The 24,299-nt window shown below is 36.7% G+C and carries 20 protein-coding genes; all 20 read left to right on the plus strand.

Features of this window, described 5'->3' with window-relative positions:
• Positions 1 to 22: 22 nt before the first annotated feature.
• The 20 genes from pyrH (at position 23) to BHF68_RS03030 (ending at position 24,225) form a co-directional block, all read left to right on the plus strand.
• A complete protein-coding gene (gene pyrH / locus BHF68_RS02935) occupies positions 23 to 754 on the plus strand; it encodes a UMP kinase (protein ID WP_069642126.1) in 732 nt (243 codons plus the stop codon).
• The gene (gene frr, locus BHF68_RS02940; RefSeq protein WP_069642127.1) at positions 747 to 1,301 is read left to right on the plus strand and encodes a ribosome recycling factor; all 555 of its coding nucleotides are present in this window, start codon (positions 747 to 749) and stop codon (positions 1,299 to 1,301) included. The genes pyrH and frr overlap by 8 nt, the downstream gene beginning before the upstream one ends.
• A gap of 110 nt (positions 1,302 to 1,411) precedes the next feature.
• Entirely contained in the window at positions 1,412 to 2,194 is a 783-nt protein-coding gene (gene uppS / locus BHF68_RS02945) for an undecaprenyl pyrophosphate synthase (RefSeq protein WP_069642128.1), read from the plus strand.
• 11 nt (positions 2,195 to 2,205) lie between these two features.
• Complete coding sequence (locus BHF68_RS02950) at positions 2,206 to 2,991, plus strand: phosphatidate cytidylyltransferase (RefSeq protein ID WP_069642129.1); 786 nt, start codon at positions 2,206 to 2,208, stop codon at positions 2,989 to 2,991.
• 37 nt (positions 2,992 to 3,028) lie between these two features.
• Positions 3,029 to 4,201, plus strand: coding sequence for a 1-deoxy-D-xylulose-5-phosphate reductoisomerase (locus BHF68_RS02955; protein WP_069642130.1), 1,173 nt, complete (start codon positions 3,029 to 3,031; stop codon positions 4,199 to 4,201).
• Positions 4,186 to 5,415: an RIP metalloprotease RseP gene (gene rseP / locus BHF68_RS02960; RefSeq protein ID WP_069642131.1), complete on the plus strand. Its 1,230-nt coding sequence runs from the start codon at positions 4,186 to 4,188 to the stop codon at positions 5,413 to 5,415. The genes BHF68_RS02955 and rseP overlap by 16 nt, the downstream gene beginning before the upstream one ends.
• Before the next feature lie 21 nt (positions 5,416 to 5,436).
• A complete protein-coding gene (ispG, locus tag BHF68_RS02965) occupies positions 5,437 to 6,489 on the plus strand; it encodes a flavodoxin-dependent (E)-4-hydroxy-3-methylbut-2-enyl-diphosphate synthase (RefSeq protein ID WP_069642132.1) in 1,053 nt (350 codons plus the stop codon).
• A 14-nt stretch (positions 6,490 to 6,503) separates the two neighbouring features.
• Positions 6,504 to 8,216: a proline--tRNA ligase gene (locus BHF68_RS02970; RefSeq protein WP_069642133.1), complete on the plus strand. Its 1,713-nt coding sequence runs from the start codon at positions 6,504 to 6,506 to the stop codon at positions 8,214 to 8,216.
• A 17-nt stretch (positions 8,217 to 8,233) separates the two neighbouring features.
• The gene (locus BHF68_RS02975; protein WP_084019160.1) at positions 8,234 to 12,532 is read left to right on the plus strand and encodes a PolC-type DNA polymerase III; all 4,299 of its coding nucleotides are present in this window, start codon (positions 8,234 to 8,236) and stop codon (positions 12,530 to 12,532) included.
• Positions 12,533 to 12,698: 166 nt separating this feature from the next.
• Positions 12,699 to 13,163: a ribosome maturation factor RimP gene (rimP, locus tag BHF68_RS02980; RefSeq protein WP_069642134.1), complete on the plus strand. Its 465-nt coding sequence runs from the start codon at positions 12,699 to 12,701 to the stop codon at positions 13,161 to 13,163.
• 17 nt (positions 13,164 to 13,180) lie between these two features.
• Entirely contained in the window at positions 13,181 to 14,308 is a 1,128-nt protein-coding gene (nusA, locus tag BHF68_RS02985; protein ID WP_069642135.1) for a transcription termination factor NusA, read from the plus strand.
• Between the two features lie 5 nt (positions 14,309 to 14,313).
• On the plus strand, positions 14,314 to 14,610 hold the full coding sequence (gene rnpM / locus BHF68_RS02990) for an RNase P modulator RnpM (RefSeq protein WP_069642136.1): 297 nt from the start codon (positions 14,314 to 14,316) through the stop codon (positions 14,608 to 14,610).
• Positions 14,607 to 14,930: a L7Ae/L30e/S12e/Gadd45 family ribosomal protein gene (locus BHF68_RS02995; protein WP_069642137.1), complete on the plus strand. Its 324-nt coding sequence runs from the start codon at positions 14,607 to 14,609 to the stop codon at positions 14,928 to 14,930. Before rnpM ends, BHF68_RS02995 begins: the two co-directional genes overlap by 4 nt.
• Positions 14,923 to 17,367: a translation initiation factor IF-2 gene (gene infB / locus BHF68_RS03000; RefSeq protein ID WP_069642138.1), complete on the plus strand. Its 2,445-nt coding sequence runs from the start codon at positions 14,923 to 14,925 to the stop codon at positions 17,365 to 17,367. The genes BHF68_RS02995 and infB overlap by 8 nt, the downstream gene beginning before the upstream one ends.
• Positions 17,368 to 17,383: 16 nt before the next feature.
• A complete protein-coding gene (gene rbfA, locus BHF68_RS03005) occupies positions 17,384 to 17,743 on the plus strand; it encodes a 30S ribosome-binding factor RbfA (RefSeq protein WP_069642139.1) in 360 nt (119 codons plus the stop codon).
• Positions 17,744 to 17,748: 5 nt separating this feature from the next.
• On the plus strand, positions 17,749 to 18,720 hold the full coding sequence (locus BHF68_RS03010) for a DHH family phosphoesterase (RefSeq protein ID WP_069642140.1): 972 nt from the start codon (positions 17,749 to 17,751) through the stop codon (positions 18,718 to 18,720).
• A 12-nt stretch (positions 18,721 to 18,732) separates the two neighbouring features.
• A complete protein-coding gene (truB, locus tag BHF68_RS03015) occupies positions 18,733 to 19,698 on the plus strand; it encodes a tRNA pseudouridine(55) synthase TruB (RefSeq protein ID WP_069642141.1) in 966 nt (321 codons plus the stop codon).
• Entirely contained in the window at positions 19,691 to 20,638 is a 948-nt protein-coding gene (locus tag BHF68_RS03020; RefSeq protein WP_069642142.1) for a bifunctional riboflavin kinase/FAD synthetase, read from the plus strand. The genes truB and BHF68_RS03020 overlap by 8 nt, the downstream gene beginning before the upstream one ends.
• Before the next feature lie 139 nt (positions 20,639 to 20,777).
• Positions 20,778 to 21,887, plus strand: coding sequence for an FAD:protein FMN transferase (locus BHF68_RS03025; protein WP_069642143.1), 1,110 nt, complete (start codon positions 20,778 to 20,780; stop codon positions 21,885 to 21,887).
• 304 nt (positions 21,888 to 22,191) lie between these two features.
• Positions 22,192 to 24,225: a hypothetical protein gene (locus BHF68_RS03030; RefSeq protein ID WP_069642144.1), complete on the plus strand. Its 2,034-nt coding sequence runs from the start codon at positions 22,192 to 22,194 to the stop codon at positions 24,223 to 24,225.
• Positions 24,226 to 24,299 lie beyond the last annotated feature (74 nt).

A 24,299-nucleotide genomic window follows, 5' to 3' on the forward strand; every position in this document is an offset into this window, starting at 1 on the left:
ATATAAAAAGGAGGATCACTCTGTGGCAAGCCCAAAATATAAGAGGATAGTACTTAAGCTTTCAGGTGAAGCATTAGCTGGAGAGCTTGGTTATGGCATAGACCCTATAGTAATGCAATCTATAGCACAGCAAATAAAGGAAGTAGTTAAACATGATGTTCAAATTGCTGTTGTCGTAGGCGGTGGTAATATCTGGAGAGGTATTGCTGGTAGCGCAAAGGGAATGGATCGCGCAACAGCTGATTATATGGGAATGCTAGCTACGGTGATGAATTCATTAGCTTTACAGGATGCACTTGAAACGGAAGAAGTTGATACTAGAGTCCAGACTTCTATTGAAATGCGTCAGGTTGCCGAACCTTACATAAGAAGAAGAGCAATGCGTCACCTTGAAAAAGGAAGAGTTGTTATTTTTGCTGCTGGAACTGGTAATCCTTTCTTTTCTACAGATACAACGGCGGCATTAAGGGCCGCTGAAATAGAAGCAGATGTAATTTTAATGGCTAAAAATAATGTGGACGGTGTATACACAGCAGATCCAGCGATTGATATGAATGCTACGAAGTATGACGAATTAGATTTTATGGATGTCATCAATCAAGGTCTAGCTGTTATGGATAAAACAGCTATTACATTATGTATGGAAAATCAAATAGAAATTATTGTCTTTAATATAACAAAACATGGTAATATATTAAAAGTAGTATTAGGTGATAAAATAGGAACTGAGGTTAGGAGGAATAATAATGAGTAATGTAATTGTTCAAGCTGAAGAGCGTATGGGAAAAGCGATTAATGTATTGAAACAAGATTTTACAACAATCAGAGCTGGCAGGGCTAATCCATCTTTATTAGATAAAGTTGTGGTTGATTATTATGGTGTTCCTACACCTATCAATCAGACGGCAAACATAACAGCCCCTGAAGCCCGTTTGTTAACTATCCAGCCATGGGATAAAAGTTTAATATCTGAAATCGAGCGAGCAATCCAGAAAGCAGATCTTGGATTATCTCCTATGAATGATGGTAATATTATTCGTATACCACTACCAATTTTAACAGAAGAACGACGTCAAGAATTAGTTAAATTAGCTAAAAAAACAGCTGAAGCAACAAGAGTTGCTATTAGAAATGTTCGTAGAGACGCTAACGATGAAATAAAGAAAATGGAGAAAAACGCCGATATATCAGAGGATGAGTCAAGAAAGCTCCAGGATGATATCCAGAAATCGACTGATAGATTTATCAAGACTGTAGATGAATTGCTACAGGCTAAAGAAGAAGATATATTAGCAGTATAATATAAAGCAAAACCCCCTCATATAATGGGTGAGGGGGTTTTTTACAAATATTTTTTTCACCTGCGTCTATCGACTTGCTGAATACCAAGTTTTGTTTAGGGGAGTCTATTATGAGAAAATATATTGAAGAAATTAAGGCCAAATTTCAAAAAGATGATACAACCCTAAAAGGGTTACTCGTAGAAAAAAAAGATCTCTTACCAAAGCATATAGCTATGATTATGGATGGAAACGGACGCTGGGCTAAAAAAAGAGGCTTACCTAGGATGGCTGGTCATAAAGCAGGAATGCAAACAGTTAAACAAATAACACGAGAATCTAGTAATTTAGGGATAGAGTTTTTGACGTTATACGCTTTCTCAACGGAGAACTGGAAGCGACCTGATGATGAAGTTAGTTTTTTAATGAGACTGCCAGAGGAATATCTACAATCGGAACTCAATGAGCTTATAAAAAATAATGTGCAAGTAAAAATGATTGGGAACGCAACTCAGCTTCCAGATTACACTAGGAAAGCTATCGAAGTTGCTGTTAATGAGACAAAACATAATAATGGTATGGTATTAAACTTTGCTCTGAATTATGGTAGTAGACTTGAAATTATAGAAGCTGTTAAGGAAATCGCTGTAGAAGTAAGAAACGGTTTACTAGATGTTGAAGATGTTGTTGAAGAGACCTTAGAGAGTAAACTTATGACTAACGGATTACCAGATCCTGACTTACTAATACGCACAAGTGGTGAGATGAGATTGAGTAACTTTCTGTTATGGCAGTTAGCTTATACAGAATTTTACTTCACAGAAACCCTTTGGCCTGACTTTTCAGTTACTGAATATTATCGGGTAATACATAATTACATGAAAAGAGCGAGAAGGTATGGCGGATTGAATTAAGGAGGTTACTTGTGAAACAGCGAATCATTACTGGCATTATTGGCGGTATAGCTTTTTTGTCTATAATTTATGTTGGACAAATATATTTATTGTTATTAATAACATTACTTGCATTAATTGGTATGCATGAACTCCAAACAATGAAGTTTGCTAAAGCAACCTCTATTGCAAGTTTATTTGCTTTTGCCCTAGTAATTATAATATTTGGACAAAGCTTATTAGATTATAACTTTTTTACAATGGAAGGAATTATATTAACACTTTTAATTGCACTTATTATACCTGTTCTAAGTAGTAATAGAATTAATTTTGATCAAATGGCTTTTGCATACTTTTCTGCGCTATACATAGGTATTGGATTTTATTCAATATTCTTAGTGCGTGAACATACAACCTTTTTATTTACAGTTATGATATTATTAGCGATATGGGCAACGGACACGGGGGCATATTTTACTGGATCATTACTAAAAGGTAGAGGTCCGAAACTGTGGGAATCTATAAGCCCAAAGAAAACAGTAGCTGGTGCAGTTGGTGGAACGTTATTATCTGTTCTCGTGATTATACTGTTAACTCCAGTTGCTTTTCCGACACTATCATATAGTCAACAAATCTTACTCGGATTTGTCATTGCTATTATTGGGCAGGTCGGTGACTTAGTGGAGTCTGCTTATAAGAGATCTTATAATATTAAAGATTCTGGAAAAATACTACCTGGACACGGAGGAATTCTTGACCGTTTTGATAGTGTGCTATTTGTATTTCCTGTTGTCTATGTATTTATTTTATACATATAGATATTATTTATAGTTACGATAATTTTTGAGGTGACATATGAAGAAAATTGCTATCTTAGGATCTACTGGTTCTATAGGAACACAAACAATAGATATAGTGAAAGAGCAAAAGCATGCGTATAAAGTTATTGGACTAGCAGCTGGGAAAAATCTAGAAGTGTTAGAACAGCAAATTCGTGAACTTAAACCACAGATTGTTTCAGTTGAGAACGAGCTTTTAGCAAAGGAATTAGCAATTAGAATTGATGATGTTAGGCCTAGAGTAGAGATTTTATATGGCGCTACAGGCTTGATTACAATTGCCGCATTAAAGGATGTGGATATTTTAGTAACCGCAGTTGTGGGAACATTAGGATTATTACCAACAATAACAGCTATCAAAAATGGTACTACAATTGCCTTAGCCAACAAAGAAACTCTAGTAGCTGCTGGGTCAATAGTAATGGATTTGGCTAAGCAATATAATACAAAAATTATCCCTGTCGATAGCGAACATTCTGCTATTTTTCAATGTTTACAGGGTGAGGATATGAGCTCAATAAAAAATTTACATGTTACTGCATCGGGGGGAACATTCCGTGGTAAGAAGAAAACGGATCTGATTGGTGTGACTGTAGAAGAAGCATTAAAGCATCCTAACTGGAGTATGGGAGCAAAAATTACAATTGACTCTGCTACATTAATGAATAAAGGCTTAGAAGTAATTGAAGCACATTGGCTGTTTAACATTGATTATGATAATATTAAAGTCGTTGTACACCCAGAAAGTATTATACATTCGATGGTTGAATTTGTAGACACATCAGTGATTGCGCAGCTAGGAACACCAAACATGAGAGTGCCGATTCAGTATGCATTGTCATATCCTAACAGATTAATCAACCAACAAAAACAGTTAGACTTGATTGAGTTGGGGAAGCTACACTTTGAAAAGCCTGATACCGAGACTTTTCAATGTTTAAATATTGCCTATGAAGCAGGGCGAACTGGTGGGACTGCACCAGCTGTTATGAATGCAGCGAATGAAGTAGCTGTACAATTATTTTTAGAAAAGCGTATCGAATTTTTACAAATTGAGCATATAATTAGAGAAATATTGCTAAGACATACTGTCAAGCAAAATCCTACCCTTGAAGAAGTTATTGAAGCTGATTTATGGGCTAGAGAGCAAATATTAAATGGTGGTGAAATACTATGCAAACAGCGATAGCTGCTATAATAGTTTTTGGGGTACTAGTTTTTATACATGAATTAGGTCACTATCTCGTAGCAAAAAGAGTCGGCATTCTAGTTCGTGAATTTGCAATTGGTTTTGGGCCTAAGGTGATATCTTTTAAAAGGGGAGAGACACTTTATACAATTCGTGCCTTACCATTAGGTGGCTTTGTTAGGATGGCGGGAGAGGACCCGGAATCCTACGAGATGAAAAACGGCATAAGAGTAGGTCTACAATTAGATAATGAGCATAAGGTCACTAAAATTGATTTGAAACCTCATTCAAAGTACGATGTAATTGGTAAGATTGAATCATTTGATATAGAAAAAGATATGTATATCCGTATCGAACAAGAGCAAAGAAGTGTCACATACAAAGTTGACGATAGTGCAATGATTGTAAAAGGTAATGACGAAATGCAAATTGCCCCCCATGATCGCAAGTTCAATGGCAAAACCGTTGGACAAAGGGCAGCTACTATTTTTGCAGGACCATTAATGAACTTTGTGCTTGCAGGACTTTTATTTGCGATTGTAATAGCTATGATGGGTGTTCCATCAAACGCTAGTATAATCGGTGATGTAGTGCCAGATAATCCAGCTGCAGAAGCTGGTATTCTGCCAGGTGACCAGATTGTAGCAGTTGATGGCAAACCAGTTACAACATGGAGTCAACTAGTAACGGAAGTCAGGGAAAGACCGAATCAAACAATAAATGTAGAGGTAGTTAGGGGTACTGAATCTATTACATTATCATTAACAACAGCAGAACAGGCGGGAGCAGGCTGGATTGGTATTCAACAAATGACTGAAGAAGCTGGCTTTATGAGTCTTGTTTATGGTTTTAGGCAAATGTATGATCTTACTATATTACTGTTTACCCACTTAGGTGAAATGTTTACAGGTCAAGTAGAAGCTGATGTAGCAGGACCAGTTGGAATTATTCAGATAATAGGAATCCAGGCTAATGAAGGCATTATTCAATTAATATATCTTGCAGCCTTCTTAAGTCTAAATCTTGGAATTATTAACCTGTTTCCTATACCTGCGTTAGATGGTGGACGCTTAGTATTTTTAGGGATAGAAGCGTTGCGTGGCAAGCCTCTAGACCCAAATAAGGAAGGGTTTATACATTTTATAGGCTTTGCATTACTAATGCTGTTAATTATCGTTGTAACATATAGAGATGTTGTTCGTATCTTTAGTTGAGGTTAGTAGAGGTGGTAAATAATGTATAGAAGAGAGCAAACACTAGCAGTCAAGGTCGGAAATGTACAAATTGGTGGTAGCGATAAGGTAACTATACAATCAATGACTACAACAGATACCCGTGACATAGCTAGTACAATGGCACAAATTGAACGGCTAGCTGAAGCTGGCTGCGAAATAGTACGTGTAGCTGTCTTAGATATAGAGGCAGCTAAAGCTATTAAAGAATTGAAGAAGCTATCTCCGTTGCCCATTGTGGCAGACATTCATTTTGACCATAAACTAGCATTAGAGGCACTAGAAAATGGCGTTGATAAAATCAGAATTAACCCTGGTAATATTGGTGGCAAGGATAAGCTAAAGCAGGTAGTAGAATTAGCTAAAGCTAACAATGTACCAATAAGGATTGGTGTTAATTCAGGATCAATTGAAAGGGAACTCCTACAAAAATATGGGCACCCAACGGCGGAGGCAATGGTCGAAAGTGCTGAAAAACATATACAAATGCTAGAAGAATTAGATTTTACTGATATTGTAATTTCGTTAAAAGCTTCTAATGTTCCATTAAGTATTCAAGCATATCAGCTTATGGCAGCTAGAAGAAATTATCCTTTACATGTTGGGATAACAGAAGCCGGTACTGTTTATCAAGGAACAATTAAATCAGCAGTAGGAATAGGCTCAATTCTATCGCAAGGGATTGGGAATACGATACGTGTATCCTTAACTGGTGATCCTGTGGAAGAAATTAAAGCTGCTAAAGTTATACTTAAAAGCTTACAATTGTATGATGTTGGTCCAGAGCTCATTTCTTGTCCAACGTGTGGTCGCTGCCAGATACCCCTAATAGAGCTAGCAAACCAAGTAGAAAAAGAAATAGAAAAGATTAAAAAACCTGTGAAAGTTGCTGTAATGGGCTGTGCTGTTAATGGTCCTGGCGAAGCTAGAGAAGCAGATATCGGTATTGCAGGAGGTAAGGGTGAAGGACTTATTTTCCGCAAGGGTAAAATTATAAGAAAAGTAAAAGAGGATGTTTTACTCGAAGAATTCAAAAAAGAATTAGATTTATTATAAAGGAGTAGTGCTCGATGAAACAACAAAAGATGCTTATTCCAACCTTGAGAGAAGTTCCGTCTGATGCAGAGGTTGCGAGTCACAAGTTGATGCTTCGTGCAGGCTTAATTAGACAGCTTGCGTCAGGGGTATATTCATACTTGCCTTTAGGTTATAAAGTACTAAAAAAAGTGGAAGCTATTGTAAGGGAAGAAATGGATAAAAGTGGTGCACAGGAGATACTTACATCTGCGATACAACCAGCTGAGCTTTGGAAGAAATCTGGCAGATGGGATGCATATGGCCCTGAGCTTATGCGTTTACAGGATAGACATCAAAGAGATTTCGTATTAGGTCCAACCCACGAGGAAGTATTTACATCATTAATGAGAGACGAAGTAAATTCATATAAAAAGCTACCAGTAAATTTGTATCAGATTCAAACAAAATATCGAGATGAGCGCAGGCCACGTTTTGGCGTTATTCGAGCAAGAGAGTTTATAATGAAGGACGCTTACTCCTTTGATACAAACACAGATGGATTAGATGAAAGCTATAAAGCAATGTATGATGCTTATCATCGAATTTTTACCCGTTGTCAGCTTAACTATCGAGCAGTAGAAGCTGATGCAGGTACAATTGGTGGTCACGGCGGAACCCACGAATTTATGGCATTGTCGGAAATCGGTGAAGATACGATTGTACATTGTAGTGCCTGTGGTTTTGCTGCAAATATCGAAAAAGCAGAGGTAATTGACTTAAATTCAGGTACTGATACAGCTACAAATGCTAATGTAGAACCAGTGGAACTAGTTGAAACACCAAATGTAAAAACTGTTAAAGAGGTTGCAGAATATCTAGGTATTGAAGCTGGTAAAGTTATCAAAACTTTATTGTACAAGGTTGATGACGATATCGTAGCTGTTTTATTGAGTGGTGACGATGAACTTAATGAAATAAAGCTGAAAAATTTATTTGACGCTGAGTTAATAGAATTATTATCTGATGAACAAGTTGAAAGTATTACAGGGGACAAGCCTGGTTATGTAGGGCCTATTAATTTAATCGATAAAATCAAAATCGTAGCTGATAATAAAATACAATATGCAGATAATGCCGTATGTGGTGCGAACAAGGTTGATTATCATTATAAGCAAGTAAATTATCCAAGGGACTTCGCAGTTGAAAAGTTTGCCGATTTACGGAACATCAAAGAAGGTGAGCCTTGTCCGAAGTGTCAGGCTGCAGTTAGCTTTAGTCAAGGAATTGAAGTTGGACATGTATTTAAGCTTGGAACAAAATATAGCGAAGCAATGGGTGCTAAATATCTCGATGAAAATGGCAGTTCTCAGCTTATGGTAATGGGTTGTTATGGTATTGGAGTATCAAGAACTGTAGCTGCTATTGTAGAGCAACATAGCGATGAGAATGGAATTGTTTGGCCTAAGGAGGTCGCTCCTTTCCAAGTTCATGTAATCCCAGTTAATGTTAAAAATGATAAGCAAAGAGAACTAGCTACTTTAATATACGAACAGTTACTAGCTAAAGGAATTGAAGTTTTATATGATGACCGCCAAGAGCGGGCTGGAGTTAAATTTAAAGACGCTGATTTAATCGGTATTCCTATAAGGGTTGTCGTAGGAGCTAAAGCAGATGAAGGTATAGTTGAATTAAAGCTTCGTACAACTGGAGCTAGTAGAGATGTCAGTATTGACGATATAATTAGTGATATTTTAGCTGAATTGTAATCTGTGGGGGAAATTATATGATTACCAACGGACAGAAGAATTTCATAACACTCATAAAAAACGCTAACAGTGATCATATGAACAGTGTAGTAGAACATTTTACGGATGCGTCCTTAGAAAAAATAGAGATAGACAAAAGAAATAATCAATGGATTGTCCACATTAAATTGCCACAGGTCTTACCTGTGGCAATTTTAAAAGACTTCTGTAGTTTGGTTGAAACAGGGTATACCGCTATAACTACACTACAATGGCAATTCTATTATGAGCATAATACAATTGCAGAACAAGATGCGAGAGAGTATTGGCAGGAATTAATTTGGCCACAATTAATTGCTAGAATGCCCTATGTGAAAGGTATTATATCTGACACACAGTTTGAAAATATGCAATTATATATTGATACTGAGAATGAACTCAGTAAACGCACCCTAGAATCAAGAAATGTATGTAATCTTATTGATTCATTACTTAATCAATACCTATCTATCAAAATCCCTAGTAGCATCAGGGTAAAATCATGCACTCAAAGCCTAGAGAACTTTTTAGCAGAAAAACAGCAACTAGAGCAGTCCTATGTCCAACAGGTAGTGCATGAACTTAAACAGGAACAGAGTAAACAAGAACTTAATAAAACGACAAACCTAGAGACATCATTAATTATGGGTAAGCAAATACTAGATTTAGAAGCACAACCGATTAATTCTATCAACGAAAGCACGGATCAGTTGGTTATAGCTGGTAAAGCCTTCTCCTTTGATACCAGAGCCCTTAAAAGTGGTAAAACCTTAGTTAGCTTTAATATTACCGATGAGACAGACTCTATTAAAGTTAAGGTCTTTGCTAAAGATAACAACCAAGTAGAGGCACTAAATAATATTAAGGAACAACCTGCTATCAAAGTCCGTGGGTTTATACAATACGATACCTATGAGAAGCAAATAATAATGATGGCCCGTGACATCTCATTGATAAAGCTACCAGAAAGAACTGATCGTAGTGAGTGCAAACGCATCGAGCTTCACTTACATACGCCAATGAGTTCCATGGATGGGGTTAGTAGTGTTAAATCGTTAATTAGTACAGCAGCAAAATGGGGTCACAAAGCAATTGCAATTACTGACCATGGTGTAGTACAGGCTTTTCCTGAGGCTTATGAGGTAGCTGCTAAGAATAATATTAAAGTAATTTATGGGGTAGAGGCATATTTAGTTAATGATGGTGTGCCAATTGTCTATAATTGTACTAAACAATCATTAGATATGGATACAACCTATGTTGTATTTGACACGGAAACTACAGGCCTATCTGCTATAGAGAATTCTTTAACAGAAATAGCAGCAGTTAAAATTAAAGGTAATACAGTTATTGATGAATTTCAAAGTCTAGTAAAACCTAGAGAGAGAATCCCAGAAAAGCTAGAAAAGCTAACAGGTATTACAAATGTTATGGTTGCTAATGCACCGCCAATAGATGCAATCCTAAAGCAGTTTGTTGACTTTATTGGCGATGCAACATTAGTAGCCCATAATGCTAGCTTTGACTTAAATTTTGTCAATACTAGCCTGCGATTAATTAATCATCAGCCACTAACAAACCCTGTAATTGATACCGTCGCATTGGCACGCTATCTAATGCCAGGGCAAAAAAGCTATCGATTAGATGCATTATGTAAGCTAGTAGATGTTAAACTAGAAAATCATCATCGGGCGCTTTTTGATGCCCATGCCACTGGTAAGCTATTTTGTGCTATGTTGGATAGACTTATTGAGCAAGGCATAATGGATTTAGAAGACTTAAATAAAAAAGTAGTAAATGTTGATATACAGAAGCTAAAGTCGTATCATTGCATTTTGCTTGCTAAAAATCAAACAGGTCTTAAAAACCTATATAAATTGATATCATTATCTCATATAAAATATTTTCACCGAACACCGCGAATTCCAAGGTCTGAATTAATTAAGCATCGAGAGGGCATTTGCGTTGGTTCTGCCTGTGAAGCAGGGGAGCTATATCAAGCGATATTATTGAATAAACCAGAACAAGAAATCGAAGATATTGCTAATTTCTACGATTATTTAGAAATTCAGCCATTAGGCAATAATGACTTTTTGGTTAAGAAAGGTCTTGTACAGGGTCAGCATGAATTACAGGAGCATAATAGGCGAATTTATCAATTAGGAAAAAAATTAAACAAACTAGTCATCGCTACAGGTGATGTTCATTTTCTACAGCCTAATGATGCTAAGTACAGAGAAATTTTAATGGCAAGTAAAGGTTTTTCTGACGCAGCTGACCAACCGCCTTTATACTTAAAAACAACTCAGGAAATGCTCGATGAATTTACTTACCTAGGCTCTGACGCTGCTAGGGAAGTAGTAATTGATAATCCAGAGCAAATAAACGAACAGATTGAGTCATTAAAACCTTTCCCTGATGATTTATTTACTCCAGTCATTGAAGGGGCAGACGAGCAAATTAGACAGATGAGCTATCAAAAGGCTAAGGGGATTTACGGTGAAGTATTACCTAAGATTGTAGAGGAACGATTAGAGTGGGAGCTTGAAAGTATTATAGGAAATGGTTTTGCAGTCATCTATTTAATTTCTCAGAAAATTGTTACCAAATCCTTATCTGATGGCTACTTAGTTGGTTCAAGGGGTTCTGTCGGATCGTCTTTTGTAGCGACTATGACTGATATAACAGAGGTAAATCCATTACCACCGCATTATGTATGTCCAAGCTGTAAACATAGCATATTTATTACAGACGGATCAATCGGCTCAGGATTTGATTTGCCAGATAAGGATTGTCCTGAGTGTATGCACAATATGATTAAAGATGGCCATGACATTCCATTTGAAACTTTTATGGGATTCAAGGGAGATAAAGTACCAGATATCGACCTTAACTTTTCTGGTGACTATCAGCCAAAGGCCCATAAATACGTTGAAGAGCTTTTTGGAAAAGAATATGTATTTAGGGCGGGTACAATCTCAACTGTTGCTGATAAAACTGCATATGGTTTTGTCCAGAAATATGCAGAAGAGAATCAAATTGTTTTCAGGAATGCTGAAGTAGAGCGTTTAGTAAAGGGCTGTACGGGAATTAAACGTACAACTGGTCAGCACCCAGGTGGACAGATGGTAATACCTAACTATAAGGATGTATATGACTTCACACCAATTCAATTTCCTGCTGATGCTAAAGACTCTCAGCACTACACAACTCATTTTGATTATCATGCGATTAGTGGTAGACTCTTAAAGCTTGATATACTAGGTCACGATGATCCGACGGTAATTAGGATGTTACAGGATATTACTGGTATGGATCCGACAAAAATACCGACTGACGACGAATTAACGATGAGTCTATTTAGTAGTACAGACGCTATTGGTGTGTGCCCTAAGGAGCTTAATTCACCAGTTGCCACATTTGCGATACCAGAGTTTGGAACAAAGTTTGTTCGACAAATGCTAGAAGACACACGTCCTACGACATTTGCTGAATTAGTTCGTATAAGTGGTTTGTCCCACGGTACTGATGTATGGTTAAATAACGCACAGGAGCTAATACGTGACAAAAAAGCCGTCTTAGCAGAGGTTATCTCCACGCGAGATGACATAATGGTATACTTAATTCATAAAGGTTTAGAGCCTAGTGTAGCCTTTAAAATCATGGAAAAAGTAAGGAAAGGAAAAGGCTTAGCGGAGGAAGATGAACAAGAGATGCGTAAACATAGTGTGCCTGACTGGTATATTTGGTCATGTAAGCAGATAAAATACATGTTTCCAAAGGCCCATGCAGTGGCGTACGTGTTGATGGCGGTCAGGATTGCATACTTTAAAGTCCATCATCCGCTAGCATTTTACGCTACTTATTTTACAGTTAGAGCAGACGATTTTGACATAGATATTATGATCCAAGGTAAGGACGCTATTAAAGCTAAAATTAAAGAGATTCAAGACAAAGGCAATGAAGCATCAACGAAGGAAAAGAACCTTTGCACGGTACTTGAGGTTGCTTATGAAATGACGTTACGTGGCTATGTATTTCACCATATTCAATTGTATCGCTCAGATGCAACAAGATTTATTATTCATGAGAACGGCTTAATACCACCCTTTTCATCGTTAGCAGGGGTAGGAAAAGCGGCGGCGCAAGGAATCGCTGCTGCTAGTGAATCAGGTACTATCTTATCGATTGAAGATTTACAGGAAAAAAGTAAAATATCAAAGACTGTTCTTGAGCTATTAAAAGAAAGAGGATGCTTGAAGGATTTACCTAATACCAATCAGCTACAGTTATTTTAGTTGCAAAAGTGCTGTGTCAATGCTATAATGCTATAAAGAACTTGCATATTTAACTGCTAAAGAGTGGGATTTCCCACTCTTTTGTTTATACATATTGCAAAAATAACTAAAAAACTCTGTATTTGAAATAATAAGTAGATATAGAAATAATTACAGGAGGATTAAAATGGCAAATGTAGAGAGAATAATTAAGCTAATAGAAAGCATTGCAAAGCCAATCGTAGAGAAGGAACAGCTGGATTTAGTGGATGTTGAATTTACTCAAGAAGGTGCTAATTGGTTTTTACGGGTTATCATCGATAAAGAAGGTGGGATTGATATCGATGACTGCGGTCGGATTAGTGAACAAGTCAGTAAAAAGCTAGATGAGTTAGATCCTATAGAAGAAAGTTATTTTCTAGAAGTATGTTCACCAGGAGCAGAAAAGCCTTTGAAAAATGCTGATGACATTCAAGCTGCGATTAATGAATATGTGTATGTAAAGACAAATAAGCCGATAGAAGATTCTCAGGAATTCGTTGGAACAATCTTAAACTTTGAAAACAACATACTGACACTTAAGCTTGACAAAAAACAGTTAGAAATACCATACAATGATATAGATAAAATCAGACTGGAAATCAAGTTTTAAGAGAGGAGTGATTATAGGTGAAAATTCATTTTTTAGACGCGTTACAAGATTTAGAAAAGGAAAAAGGTATTAATAAGGAAGTGCTTATAGAAGCGATTGAGGCGGCACTTATAACTGGTTATAAGAAGAACTTTAATCAAGCGAGTAATGTGCGTGTAAGCATAGATCGTGAGAATGGCATAGTTAAAGTGTTTGCTAGAAAAACGGTAGTAGAAGAAGTAACAGATTCATACACGGAAATGTCGCTAGATGCAGCCAGGGATATTAACACAGTTTATCAAGAGGGAGATATTATTGAAGTTGAAGTAACTCCTAAAGATTTCGGGAGAATTGCGGCGCAAACTGCTAAACAGGTAGTGACCCAACGTATTAGAGAAGCCGAAAGAGGTATTATCTATGAAGAATACGCTGACCGTGCAGATGATATAATTACTGGATTAATTCAACGAAAAGACGCAAAGAACGTATACATTGAACTAGGAAAAACAGAAGCTGTGCTCCCAGTATCCGAACAAATGACAACGGAAATGTACAATCCTAATGACCGGCTAAAAGTATACATATCTAAAGTTGAAAAGACGACTAAAGGTCCACAAATTATAGTTTCAAGAACACACTCGGGATTATTAAAGCGATTATTTGAGTTAGAAGTTCCTGAAATCTATGATGGAACTGTAGAAATTAAATCAGTAGCAAGGGAAGCTGGTCAACGCTCGAAAATTTCTGTTCACTCTAATAACCCAGAGGTAGATGCTGTTGGTGCCTGCGTAGGGCCAAAGGGGATGCGTGTACAAACAATCGTAAATGAGCTTAATGGTGAAAAGATTGATATTGTTCGCTGGTCGCAAAACCCTAAAGAGTTTGTTGCTAATGCATTAAGTCCTTCTAAGGTTGTTCAAGTAGAAATTAATGAAGATGATAAATCAGCATTTGTAATTGTTCCAGATTATCAACTATCACTTGCTATTGGTAAAGAGGGTCAAAATGCTCGTTTAGCAGCAAAGCTAACAAACTGGAAAATAGATATTAAGAGTGAGACTCAATACAAGCAAGCAGTACTCGAAGGGAAAATGAAGCCAATTGATTCGGATACGGACCAATTTACTGAAGAGGGAATTACTAATGAGCTTGCTATAGAGGAGTGATAGGAATGAAAAAGCGTAAAATTCCTATGCGAAAATGTGTTGGCTGTCAAGAGATGATGCCAAAAAAATCATTGCTAAGAGTTGTTATAACACCTGATGATGAAACACACATTGACACTACTGGCAAGAAAAGTGGAAGAGGCTCTTATGTTTGCTATGATGAGGAATGTCTGAATAAAGCAATGAAAAATAAAGGCTTAGAGAAGAGCTTAAAAGCAAAAATTAACAAAGAGATGTATGAGACAATAGACTACTCAATAAAACGCTATAATCTTTTAAACAAAGGAAATAACGAGATATGAATGCAATGCTTAACTTTCTAGGATTAGCAAACAGAGCTAGAAAAGTAATTAGTGGAGAAGAAACAGTTATCAAGAGAATTCAAAGGAACGGCGTTGAATTACTAATTATAGCAGAAGACACATCAGAACAAACAAAGAAAATGTTTATCGATAAATGTAGTTATTACAATGTGAAATATAAAGTGCTTTTTTCAAAGGCTTGTCTTGGTAACGCTATCGGAAAAAGCCCAAGAAGTGCTTGTGCAATTACTGACAAAGGTTTTGCAAAAAAACTACTGTCAATGATTGAGGAAAATTACGGAGGTGGTGCCCATGAGTAAAATTCGAATTTATGAATATGCAAAAGAAGTAAACATGAGTTCAAAAGAGATTATTGAAATCATGAAGCGTCTTAATAAAACAGTAGGTAATCATATGAGTATCATAGATAAGTCGGATATTAATGACATCGAAAACTATATGAAGCAACTAAAATCAAAGACTGCGTCAAAGCAAACTGACAAAAAATCAGCATCAGCTGGACATAAGAAGCCAGCACACAACGATACGGCTAATAATACAGCACAAAATAGACAATCTAGTACAAATAACGATACAAGAACGTCGAATAATCAAAGACGTGATTATAGTCAGCAAAAAACATCACAAAATAGATCGCATAATACAACACAGAATAGATCACAAAACACAGCGCAAAGCACAACACATAATAGATCACAGAATGCAACACATAATAGAGCACAAAACACAACACAGAACAGACCACAGAATACATCGCAGCAAACAAATAAAAGACATAGCGAAAAGCCGAAGACGACAGAAGCTGTGAAAGACTCAAGAACATATAATAAGCCAAATGAATCGTTAAAGGAAAAGCCGTCAAAAAAGACGGATCGTTTTAGCGACACTAGGGATATTAATGGAATTCGCAAAAACAAATCAAAAAGACATAATAAAGGCAAACAAGCACAACCTAAAAAAGTAAACACGGAACCACCAAAAACACCAGCAAAGATTACATACAAGGGTGATATGACTGTTGGTGATTTAGCAAAAGCACTTAAAAAAGAACCATCAGAAATTATTAAAAAACTCATGTTTTTAGGTGTTATGGCAACAATAAATCAAGAGTTAGACTTAGAGACAATTACCTTAATATGTGAGGAATATGGTGTTGCTGTTGAAGAAAAGATAGAACTGCCTTTAGAGGAGTTTGAGACAATTACTGAGTTAGATGAAGAAAAGGATTTAAAGATACGCCCACCAGTTGTAACAATAATGGGTCACGTAGACCATGGTAAGACAACATTATTAGATACAATTCGTCATACAAAGGTTACTGAAGGTGAAGCGGGTGGTATTACTCAACATATCGGTGCTTATCAGGTTAGAGTAAATGATAAGAAGATTTCCTTCTTAGATACACCAGGCCATGCAGCCTTTACAAGCATGAGGGCTAGAGGGGCAAAAATTACAGACATAACTATTCTTGTAGTTGCTGCTGATGATGGAGTTATGCCACAGACAGTGGAAGCAATTAATCACGCTAAAGCTGCGGGAGTTCCAATTATTGTAGCTGTTAATAAAATTGATAAGCCTGATGCAAATCCTGATCGTGTTAAACAGGAGTTAACAGAATACGAGCTTATTCCTGAGGAATGGGGCGGCTCTACAATTTTTGTTAATATTTCTGCCAAAAACAATCAGGGTATCGAAGACTTATTAGAAATGGTCTTACTTGTGGCTGAGGTAGAAGAATTAAAAGCAAATCCAAACAAGCGTGCTCGCGGTACGGTAATTGAATCACAACTGGATAAAGGCAGAGGGTCCTTAGCAACTGTTTTAGTTCAATCAGGAACACTTAAAATTGGTGATGCAATTATTATAGGAAATGCTTACGGTAGAGTCCGTGCTATGATTAATGATCAGGGCAAGCGTGTACGTACTGCAGATCCTTCTATGCCTGTGGAGATTACTGGTATGTCTGAGGTGCCTAATGCTGGTGACCAATTTATTGTTGTAGAAGATGATAAAACTGCTAGGGTCATAGCTGAAAAAAGGCAGATGAAAGAAAGACAAGAGACACTAGGAATATCCAATAAAATAACCTTGGATGATTTATATAAACAAATTAAAGAAGGTACTGTTAAGGACTTAAATGTTATACTAAAAGCGGATGTACATGGTTCAGTTGAAGCATTAAGGGGAGCATTAGAGAAGATTGACATCGAAGGCGTTCAGGTTAAAACAGTCCATACAGGTGTAGGGGCAATTACAGAATCAGATGTAATTTTAGCTTCAGCTTCAAATGCGATTATTATTGGCTTTAATGTTAGACCACAACCAAATGCTAAGAAAACAGCTGAACATGAGAATGTTGATATTCGTTTACACAGTATAATTTATAAAGCTATTGAAGAAATAGAAGCAGCGTTAAAAGGTCTACTAGATCCAGAGTATAAGGAAGTAGTCTTAGGTCACGCAGAAGTACGCCAAATAATTAAGGTATCAAAAGTAGGTAGCATTGCTGGCTCGTATGTCTTAGATGGTAAAATCATTAGAGATAAAAAAGCAAGGGTAATTAGAGATGGAATAGTTATCTTCGAGGGCGAAATGAGTTCATTAAAACGCTTTAAGGACGATGTTAAAGAAGTAAACACTGGTTATGAATGTGGAATTACAATCGATAAATACAATGACTTCCAAGAAGGAGACATAATTGAAGTGTTTGATATGCAAAAAGTAGAAAGAGCCTAATTTAGAGGTGATAATCATGGCTAATGTGCGAGTTCACAGAGTAGCAGAACAAATAAAAAAAGAAGTTTCGCAACTGATTCAAAATGAAATAAAGGATCCTCGGATAGGGTTTATTACTGTTACTGATGTAGAAGTTACTGGTGATTTACAGCAGGCAACAATTTTCATATCAATATTAGGTAATGACTCTCAAAAACAGGACTCCCTTGATGGTCTAAAAAAAGCTCAAGGATTTATCCGTAGGGAGCTGGGTAGGCGAATTCGGTTAAGACATACACCAGAGATAGTATTCTCGTTTGATAGCTCTATTGAGTATGGTAATAAAATTGAGAGAATTCTATCGGACATCAAGACGGATATTTTGAATGAGGATTAATAGCTATGGCGATTGATCCAAAACGATACGATGAATGTGTTAACTTCATAAAAGATAATAACAACTATTTAATTGTCACTCATGTAAACCCTGACGGCGACACAATCGGTGGGGCACTAGCAATGGCTCATATGTTGGAGGGATTACACAAGAAATTTCAGATTGTCAATGAAGATAGAATTCCCAATAAATATCTTTTTCTACCGATGGCTGACGAGATTAGAATGCCTGCTGAATTAGAAGAGACGATTGATGTTGTAATCACAGTAGATTGTGCAGATTACAAACGTATCGGAACCAGTTTGATAAGCAGGCTTTCTCAGTTGAGCATACCCATAATTAATATTGATCATCATCCTACAAACGATGAGTATGGGTCGATTAATATAATTGATGAAGATGCAGCTTCTACCACTTATGTTATATACAATATGTGCAAGATGACAGGCATCGATATAACCTATAATATGGCAATCAATCTATACACAGGATTGATGACAGATACAGGTTCTTTTAAATATTCGAACACATCAGCAGATGTACATCGTGTCGCTTCGGAGCTAATTGATATTGGCATTGACGTTTATGAAGTGGCTGAAAAAGTTTTTGAAACTAATACTTTAGATAATTTATTGGTACTTAAGAATTCCCTAGCAACATTAACAGTAGATGAAACAGGGAAGATTGCTAGTATAGAGATTGTAACGGATGAAATCTCTCAATCTCAAGTATTAGAGAGTGAAGGACTAGTAAACTATCCAAGAAGCATAGAGGGCGTAGAAGTAGCAGTTTCATTCAAAAAGATTGAACAAGATAAAGTAAAAGTCGGTCTGCGATCAAAAAAATATGTGGATGTTAGTGTTATTGCACAGATTTTTAATGGCGGAGGTCACAAACGAGCTTCGGGCTGTACAATTATGGATTCAATTGAAAATGTAAAAAAGACTGTGTTTAACGAGATAAAAAAATACGTATAATCGGGAGTTAAAATGAAGCTTCATGGTTTTGTAAATGTAAATAAGCCAACGGATATGACATCTCATGATGTTGTTGCGATTCTTAGGAAAGTCCTTTCAACTAAAAAAATCGGTCATACTGGAACTCTTGATCCTCAGGTGACAGGTGTGTTACCTATTGCTATAGGCCAAGCAACCAAACTAACTGACCTAATTATGGACGGAGCAAAGACATATGAAGGGAAACTGGTACTAGGAATTAGCACCACAACTGAAGATCTTACGGGAGAGCTATTAGACAATGTTACAAATGCAGCAATTCCTTCCGTAGATGCTTTGGAACGAGTATTCAATCAGCTTACTGGCGACATTGGACAAGTTCCGCCTATGTATTCAGCAGTTAAAATCAAGGGAAAAAAACTTTATGAATTGGCTCGTAAAGGAATTGAAATCGAACGCTTAGAGAGAATGATAACTATCTATTCCTTTGAAATACTCGATATAACAACGACAATGATTAATGACATAAGCTATCCATTGATTTCTTTTCGAGTTACGTGTTCAAAAGGCACGTATGTACGTACGTTATGTGTGCAAGTTGGAGAATTAATTGGCTTACCAGCATGTATGCATTCATTAGTCAGAACTAAGTCAGCTGAGTTTACTATTAAAGATAGCATTACACTGGAAGCAATAAAAGAATTTGCAGCCAAGAAGTGCTATCGTGAATTTTTAATTCCTATCGATCGCCCACTTTTGCGCCTGCCAGCAATTCATTTAACAAGTGATTGGACAAAGAAAGTTTTAAATGGCATGCGCTATGTGGCGAATCTGAGAAGCTATCCTTTTGAACAACAACAATTAAAAGTCAATCAGCTATTTCGTGTTTATGACGATTGTGGTACTTTCTTTGCTCTCTATAAATTAATAGAAATAAATGATGAGAATGCTGTATGGAAAGCTGAGAAAGTATTTAAAGAGGTGATTGAAAATGAGTGACACCCAGATAGTTCGTATTAATTCTGAATCCGTAGATTCGATTGCTACAAAAACTTGCCTAGCATTAGGAAATTTTGACGGTGTACATATCGGCCATCAAAAATTAATTCAAGAGGCAAAAAATATCTCGGTAAAAAAGCAAGTACCTTGTGCAATGATGACTTTTTATCCCCATCCAAGGTCTGTGGTTATGGATAATAAGGATTATCAAAAATTAATAACTCCATGGGAAACGAAGAAAGAAATATTAAACTCTTTAGGTGTTGAGATAATATATCTAGTAGGTTTTAATATGGATTTTGCAAGAATAACACCTACTGAATTCGTTACAAACTATATTCGTCGAGTACAGGCTATTGATGTTGTTGTTGGTGAAGATTTCAAATATGGCAAAGCGGGACAGGGGACAGCAGCGACATTACTAGAAGACGGAGCGAAGCATGGTTTTGATGTTTTAACAGTTCCCTCTGTTATGTATGGAGACGTGAAAGTATCAAGTAGCTTAATTCGGCAATTGCTACTAGCAGGCAACATGAAAGAAACGAAACATTTATTGAACCGAGATCTTCAGATTCGTGGACATATCATTGATGGCGAAAAACGTGGAAGAACACTAGGATTTCCAACAGCCAACATTAGCTTATCGGATGACTATCTTTTACCGAAGTACGGTGTTTATTCAGTCAAAGTGATATACAACGATAAAGCATTTTTGGGTGTTCTCAATATTGGTTGCAAACCAACTTTTCACAAGAATAAGCAAGAATCATCTGTTGAAGTTCATATATTGGATTTTGACGAGGATATATACGGAAAACATGTATCAATTGAGTTTATGGAATACATACGCGAAGAAAGGCGATTTGATTCTAAAGAACAATTAATTGAGCAGATTAACACAGATATTCAACAAGCACGTAACATCTACAAAAAACTTTAGTGCTATTTTCAAATTATTGTATGGTATGTTATAATTACCGTCGATTCTAGGTGTATCGTAATCCCTCATGTATTTGGGGGTATTTTATGTTCAAGAGGGATTAATTATTCCTATGAAACAAAAATCAAGGAGGAGAGGCATGAAGAATGTACGTAATCAATTGCTGTTAGTTCTGCTGAGTATGGTATTGTTACTATCAGCGTGTAATCCGTCCACAGTAAACCAACCGGACGAAGAGGAACTCCAATATGAAAGATTCCGTGGGAGTTTTTTTGACACTTTTGATACAGTAGTGCATATCGTAGGATTTACGGAAACAGAAGAAGAGTTTCAAAAGTATATGGAGCGAATTGAAGAGCGATTTATTGAACTTCATCAATATTTTGATAAATACAACACATATGAAGGTGTTAATAATATTAAAACAATAAATGATAATGCTGGCACAGAACCGGTTGAAGTTGCTTCTGAGATAATAGACCTTATCTTGCTTTCTAAAGAATGGTATAAAGAAGGTGAGAAGAAGTTAAATATTGCAATGGGCTCAGTACTAGAGATTTGGAGCGATTATCGAAAGGAAGGGATGCATAATCCTAGGAATGCGGAACTACCACCAATGGAATTATTGTTAGAAGCTGCGGAGCATATGGATATTAATGACGTAATTGTTGATGCGGAAAATAGTACTGTTTTTTTAGCAGATGAAAAGCTACGTCTTAATGTGGGTGCTGTCGCGAAGGGCTATGCTGCTGAACTGGTAGCCCAAGAGATGAAGAAACTCGGTTTTAAATCATTCATTATCAATGCAGGTGGTGATGTTCGTGCTGTAGGTGAGCCTTTAGATAGTATTAATAAGTACTGGGCAGTAGGGATTCAAGACCCTGATAAGATTTCAATCTTAGCGGCAGAAAATATTTTAGACACAATATACCTTAACGATTTATCAATTGTAACTAGTGGTGATTACGAGAGATACTTTATTGTTGATGGACAAATTTATCACCACTTAATTAATCCAGATACCTTAATGCCTACCCATCATTACCGAGGAGTCACCATTGTCACTGAAGATGCAGGTGTTGCAGATTATTTATCAACTGTAGCGTTTTTACTGCCTTTTGAAGAAAGTAAGCAATTCATCGAAAATTATGAAGGTGCAGAAGCATTATGGATATTAGCAGACAATAGCATCGAATTCACAATGGGAATGGGAAGTATGCTGAAAAGTCAAGGGGCAACTATTGATTAAAATACAGATTATTTGTATCGTCACATCTTTATGAATGTGACGTTTTTCTTTTTGTTTGACATTTTAAATGTTAAAAAAATGTCAAAATTGCTTGAAATATATTTTTTAGATATAAATAAATGCAATGAAAAGCCTGAAAAATCAACAAATGTAAAGTAGTAAGAGTGTAAATTTTAAAAAAAGTATATAAAAAAAGTGAAATTATTATGATTTTATAGTTATTTAGGACTATTGATTACATTTGTCCCAACAACTAAACTGATTATTGAGCTACATACATTAATCACGAAAGAAGGGGAGAGTTTTGAAAAAAGTTTTAGCAGTATTAGTTATTTTTGCACTTGCTTTTACCGTAATTGGTTGCAATGATGCAACAGAAGTTGTTAGCAACCCTGGTGAAGTAAAACTTGGCATGGCGTATTATAACGCTCATGACGGGGCGATGGCTTCAGCAGTTGCGGTAGTTGACGAGAACGGTAAGATCCTTAACGCTTATATGGACGATTTTTTCTATCGTAATTTAAGCCAAGGATACCTAGGATTGCCAGGTTCAGATTCAAGTAGAATCACGCAACACTTAGTAAACCCTAACGACACGTTAGTTTCAAAGAAACTTGAAGTTAACAGTGATCTTTATGGCGCTGCTATGGTAAGAGGTGGATCTACTGTATTACCTGCAGACAATTTAACTAAAATTGAAGAGTTTGCAATCGGAAAGACAATTGATGAATTAAATGCAGTTTTAGCGAAGGATACAGCTATGGAAGACATCCAAGCTGCTAGTGGCGCTACTTTTGTAGACAACCACAGATACCTAAAAACAATTGTAATGGCAGCAGAGGATGCTATGAATAACGAGAGTTTCTCTGTTAACAATGTGGACAATTTAGTATTAGCTCAATCATATTATGATGCTCATGGTGCACCAACAATAGCTACAGCAGTTGTTGATGGGAACGTTATTGCAGCAGCACTTATCGATGAACTATACTATTTTACTGGTGAAAATGATGTAGTATTTGATGTATCCGATGCGGGTACAAAGTTTGAAGTAAAATCATTACCAGGTCATGTGTTAAGCTCTAAGAAAACAAATGGCGAAATCTACGGCGCTTCTTTAGCTAACCGTGGTGGCATCTATGTTGATCAAATCGCAGCGATTGAAAACTTTATTACTGGTAAAACAGTAGCTCAATTGCAAACAGCATATGACCAACTTGATGCTGATGGTGCTGTAGTAGCTGACGTAGTAACAGGTGCTACTATGACCGATACGAAGAGATATATTAAAGCAGTAATGATTGCAGCTAATCCATCATTGGCTGTAGGTGACAAACTTGCACAACCAGTTGCTTTACAAGAAGTTAAGCTTGGCGTTGCTTTCTATAGTGCTCATGATGGCGGAATGGCACATGCAGCTGCTGTTGTAGATGCTGACGAGAAAATCGTTGCAGTTTACATGGATGAATTATTCCCGCGCAATATAGAGCAAGGTTATGTAGGGCTTCCTGCGGTTGATAACGAAAGACGTTGGACTAACTACCTTGTTGATCCTAAGTTTGTTTTAGCGTCAAAGAAATATCCAACAAATAGTGACCTCTACGGTGCAGCTATGGAAAGAGCTGGATCTACAGTATTGCCAGCTGACAACTTAGCTAAAATTGAACAATTTGCATTAGGTAAAACAATTACTGAATTGAATGAAGCATTAGCTTCTGAAAGCATTCAAGCTGATATTCAAGCAGCTACAGGAGCAACTTTTGTAGACAATGGTGGATACTTGAAAACAATCGTATTAGCAGCAGAAAATGCATTGAACAATGAAGCATTTGAAGTAATTAACCCAAGTGTTGTTAAAGTTCAACTAGCTTATTACGATGCTCATGGAGCACCAACATTAGGATGGGCTGTTATGAACGGTCAAGTAATTGCTAAATCGTATGTTGATGAATTATACTTCTTCGAGAACGACGGAACTAACGTAGTATTTGAAGTTGACGAACCGAAATTGCTTCCAACATTTGTTGAAGGCTATGTAATGAGTTCTAAGAAACTAAACGGAGCTAACTATGGTTTATCTTTAGCTGACCGTGGTGGTATTTACGTAGATCAAATCGCAGCTATCGAAGCATTTATCGATGGCAAGACAGTAGCACAATTACAGGCTTCTTATGATCAATTAGGAGCTGAAGGCGCTGTAATTGCTGATGTAGTAACTGGAGCTACTATGACTGATACACCAGGCTATATCAAGACGATTATGATCGCAGCTGATCCGTCACTAGCTGAGGGTGACCCAAGAGCGCAAATGGTAACAGAGATTACGGTTGCTGAGTAATAAGTAACTGTATATAAAAAAGAGAACCCTTTAGGAAGGGGTTCTCTTTTTTTCTTGACGAAGTCTAGTTTTTT

The sequence above is a fragment of the Desulfuribacillus alkaliarsenatis genome, from assembly GCF_001730225.1.
GTDB lineage: Bacteria > Bacillota > Bacilli > Desulfuribacillales > Desulfuribacillaceae > Desulfuribacillus > Desulfuribacillus alkaliarsenatis.

Excerpts from the sequence above, each read along its gene's own strand:
- BHF68_RS02995 (WP_069642137.1), top strand. The coding sequence starts at position 14,607 with ATGAATGCAATGCTTAACTTTCTAGGATTAGCAAACAGAGCTAGAAAA.
- rseP (WP_069642131.1), top strand. The coding sequence starts at position 4,186 with ATGCAAACAGCGATAGCTGCTATAATAGTTTTTGGGGTACTAGTTTTT.
- BHF68_RS02970 (WP_069642133.1), top strand. The coding sequence starts at position 6,504 with ATGAAACAACAAAAGATGCTTATTCCAACCTTGAGAGAAGTTCCGTCT.
- rbfA (WP_069642139.1), top strand. The coding sequence starts at position 17,384 with ATGGCTAATGTGCGAGTTCACAGAGTAGCAGAACAAATAAAAAAAGAA.
- uppS (WP_069642128.1), top strand. The coding sequence starts at position 1,412 with ATGAGAAAATATATTGAAGAAATTAAGGCCAAATTTCAAAAAGATGAT.
- BHF68_RS02975 (WP_084019160.1), top strand. The coding sequence starts at position 8,234 with ATGATTACCAACGGACAGAAGAATTTCATAACACTCATAAAAAACGCT.
- truB (WP_069642141.1), top strand. The coding sequence starts at position 18,733 with ATGAAGCTTCATGGTTTTGTAAATGTAAATAAGCCAACGGATATGACA.
- BHF68_RS03020 (WP_069642142.1), top strand. The coding sequence starts at position 19,691 with ATGAGTGACACCCAGATAGTTCGTATTAATTCTGAATCCGTAGATTCG.
- infB (WP_069642138.1), top strand. The coding sequence starts at position 14,923 with ATGAGTAAAATTCGAATTTATGAATATGCAAAAGAAGTAAACATGAGT.
- rimP (WP_069642134.1), top strand. The coding sequence starts at position 12,699 with ATGGCAAATGTAGAGAGAATAATTAAGCTAATAGAAAGCATTGCAAAG.
- BHF68_RS03025 (WP_069642143.1), top strand. The coding sequence starts at position 20,778 with ATGAAGAATGTACGTAATCAATTGCTGTTAGTTCTGCTGAGTATGGTA.
- frr (WP_069642127.1), top strand. The coding sequence starts at position 747 with ATGAGTAATGTAATTGTTCAAGCTGAAGAGCGTATGGGAAAAGCGATT.
- BHF68_RS02955 (WP_069642130.1), top strand. The coding sequence starts at position 3,029 with ATGAAGAAAATTGCTATCTTAGGATCTACTGGTTCTATAGGAACACAA.
- BHF68_RS03010 (WP_069642140.1), top strand. The coding sequence starts at position 17,749 with ATGGCGATTGATCCAAAACGATACGATGAATGTGTTAACTTCATAAAA.
- rnpM (WP_069642136.1), top strand. The coding sequence starts at position 14,314 with ATGAAAAAGCGTAAAATTCCTATGCGAAAATGTGTTGGCTGTCAAGAG.
- ispG (WP_069642132.1), top strand. The coding sequence starts at position 5,437 with ATGTATAGAAGAGAGCAAACACTAGCAGTCAAGGTCGGAAATGTACAA.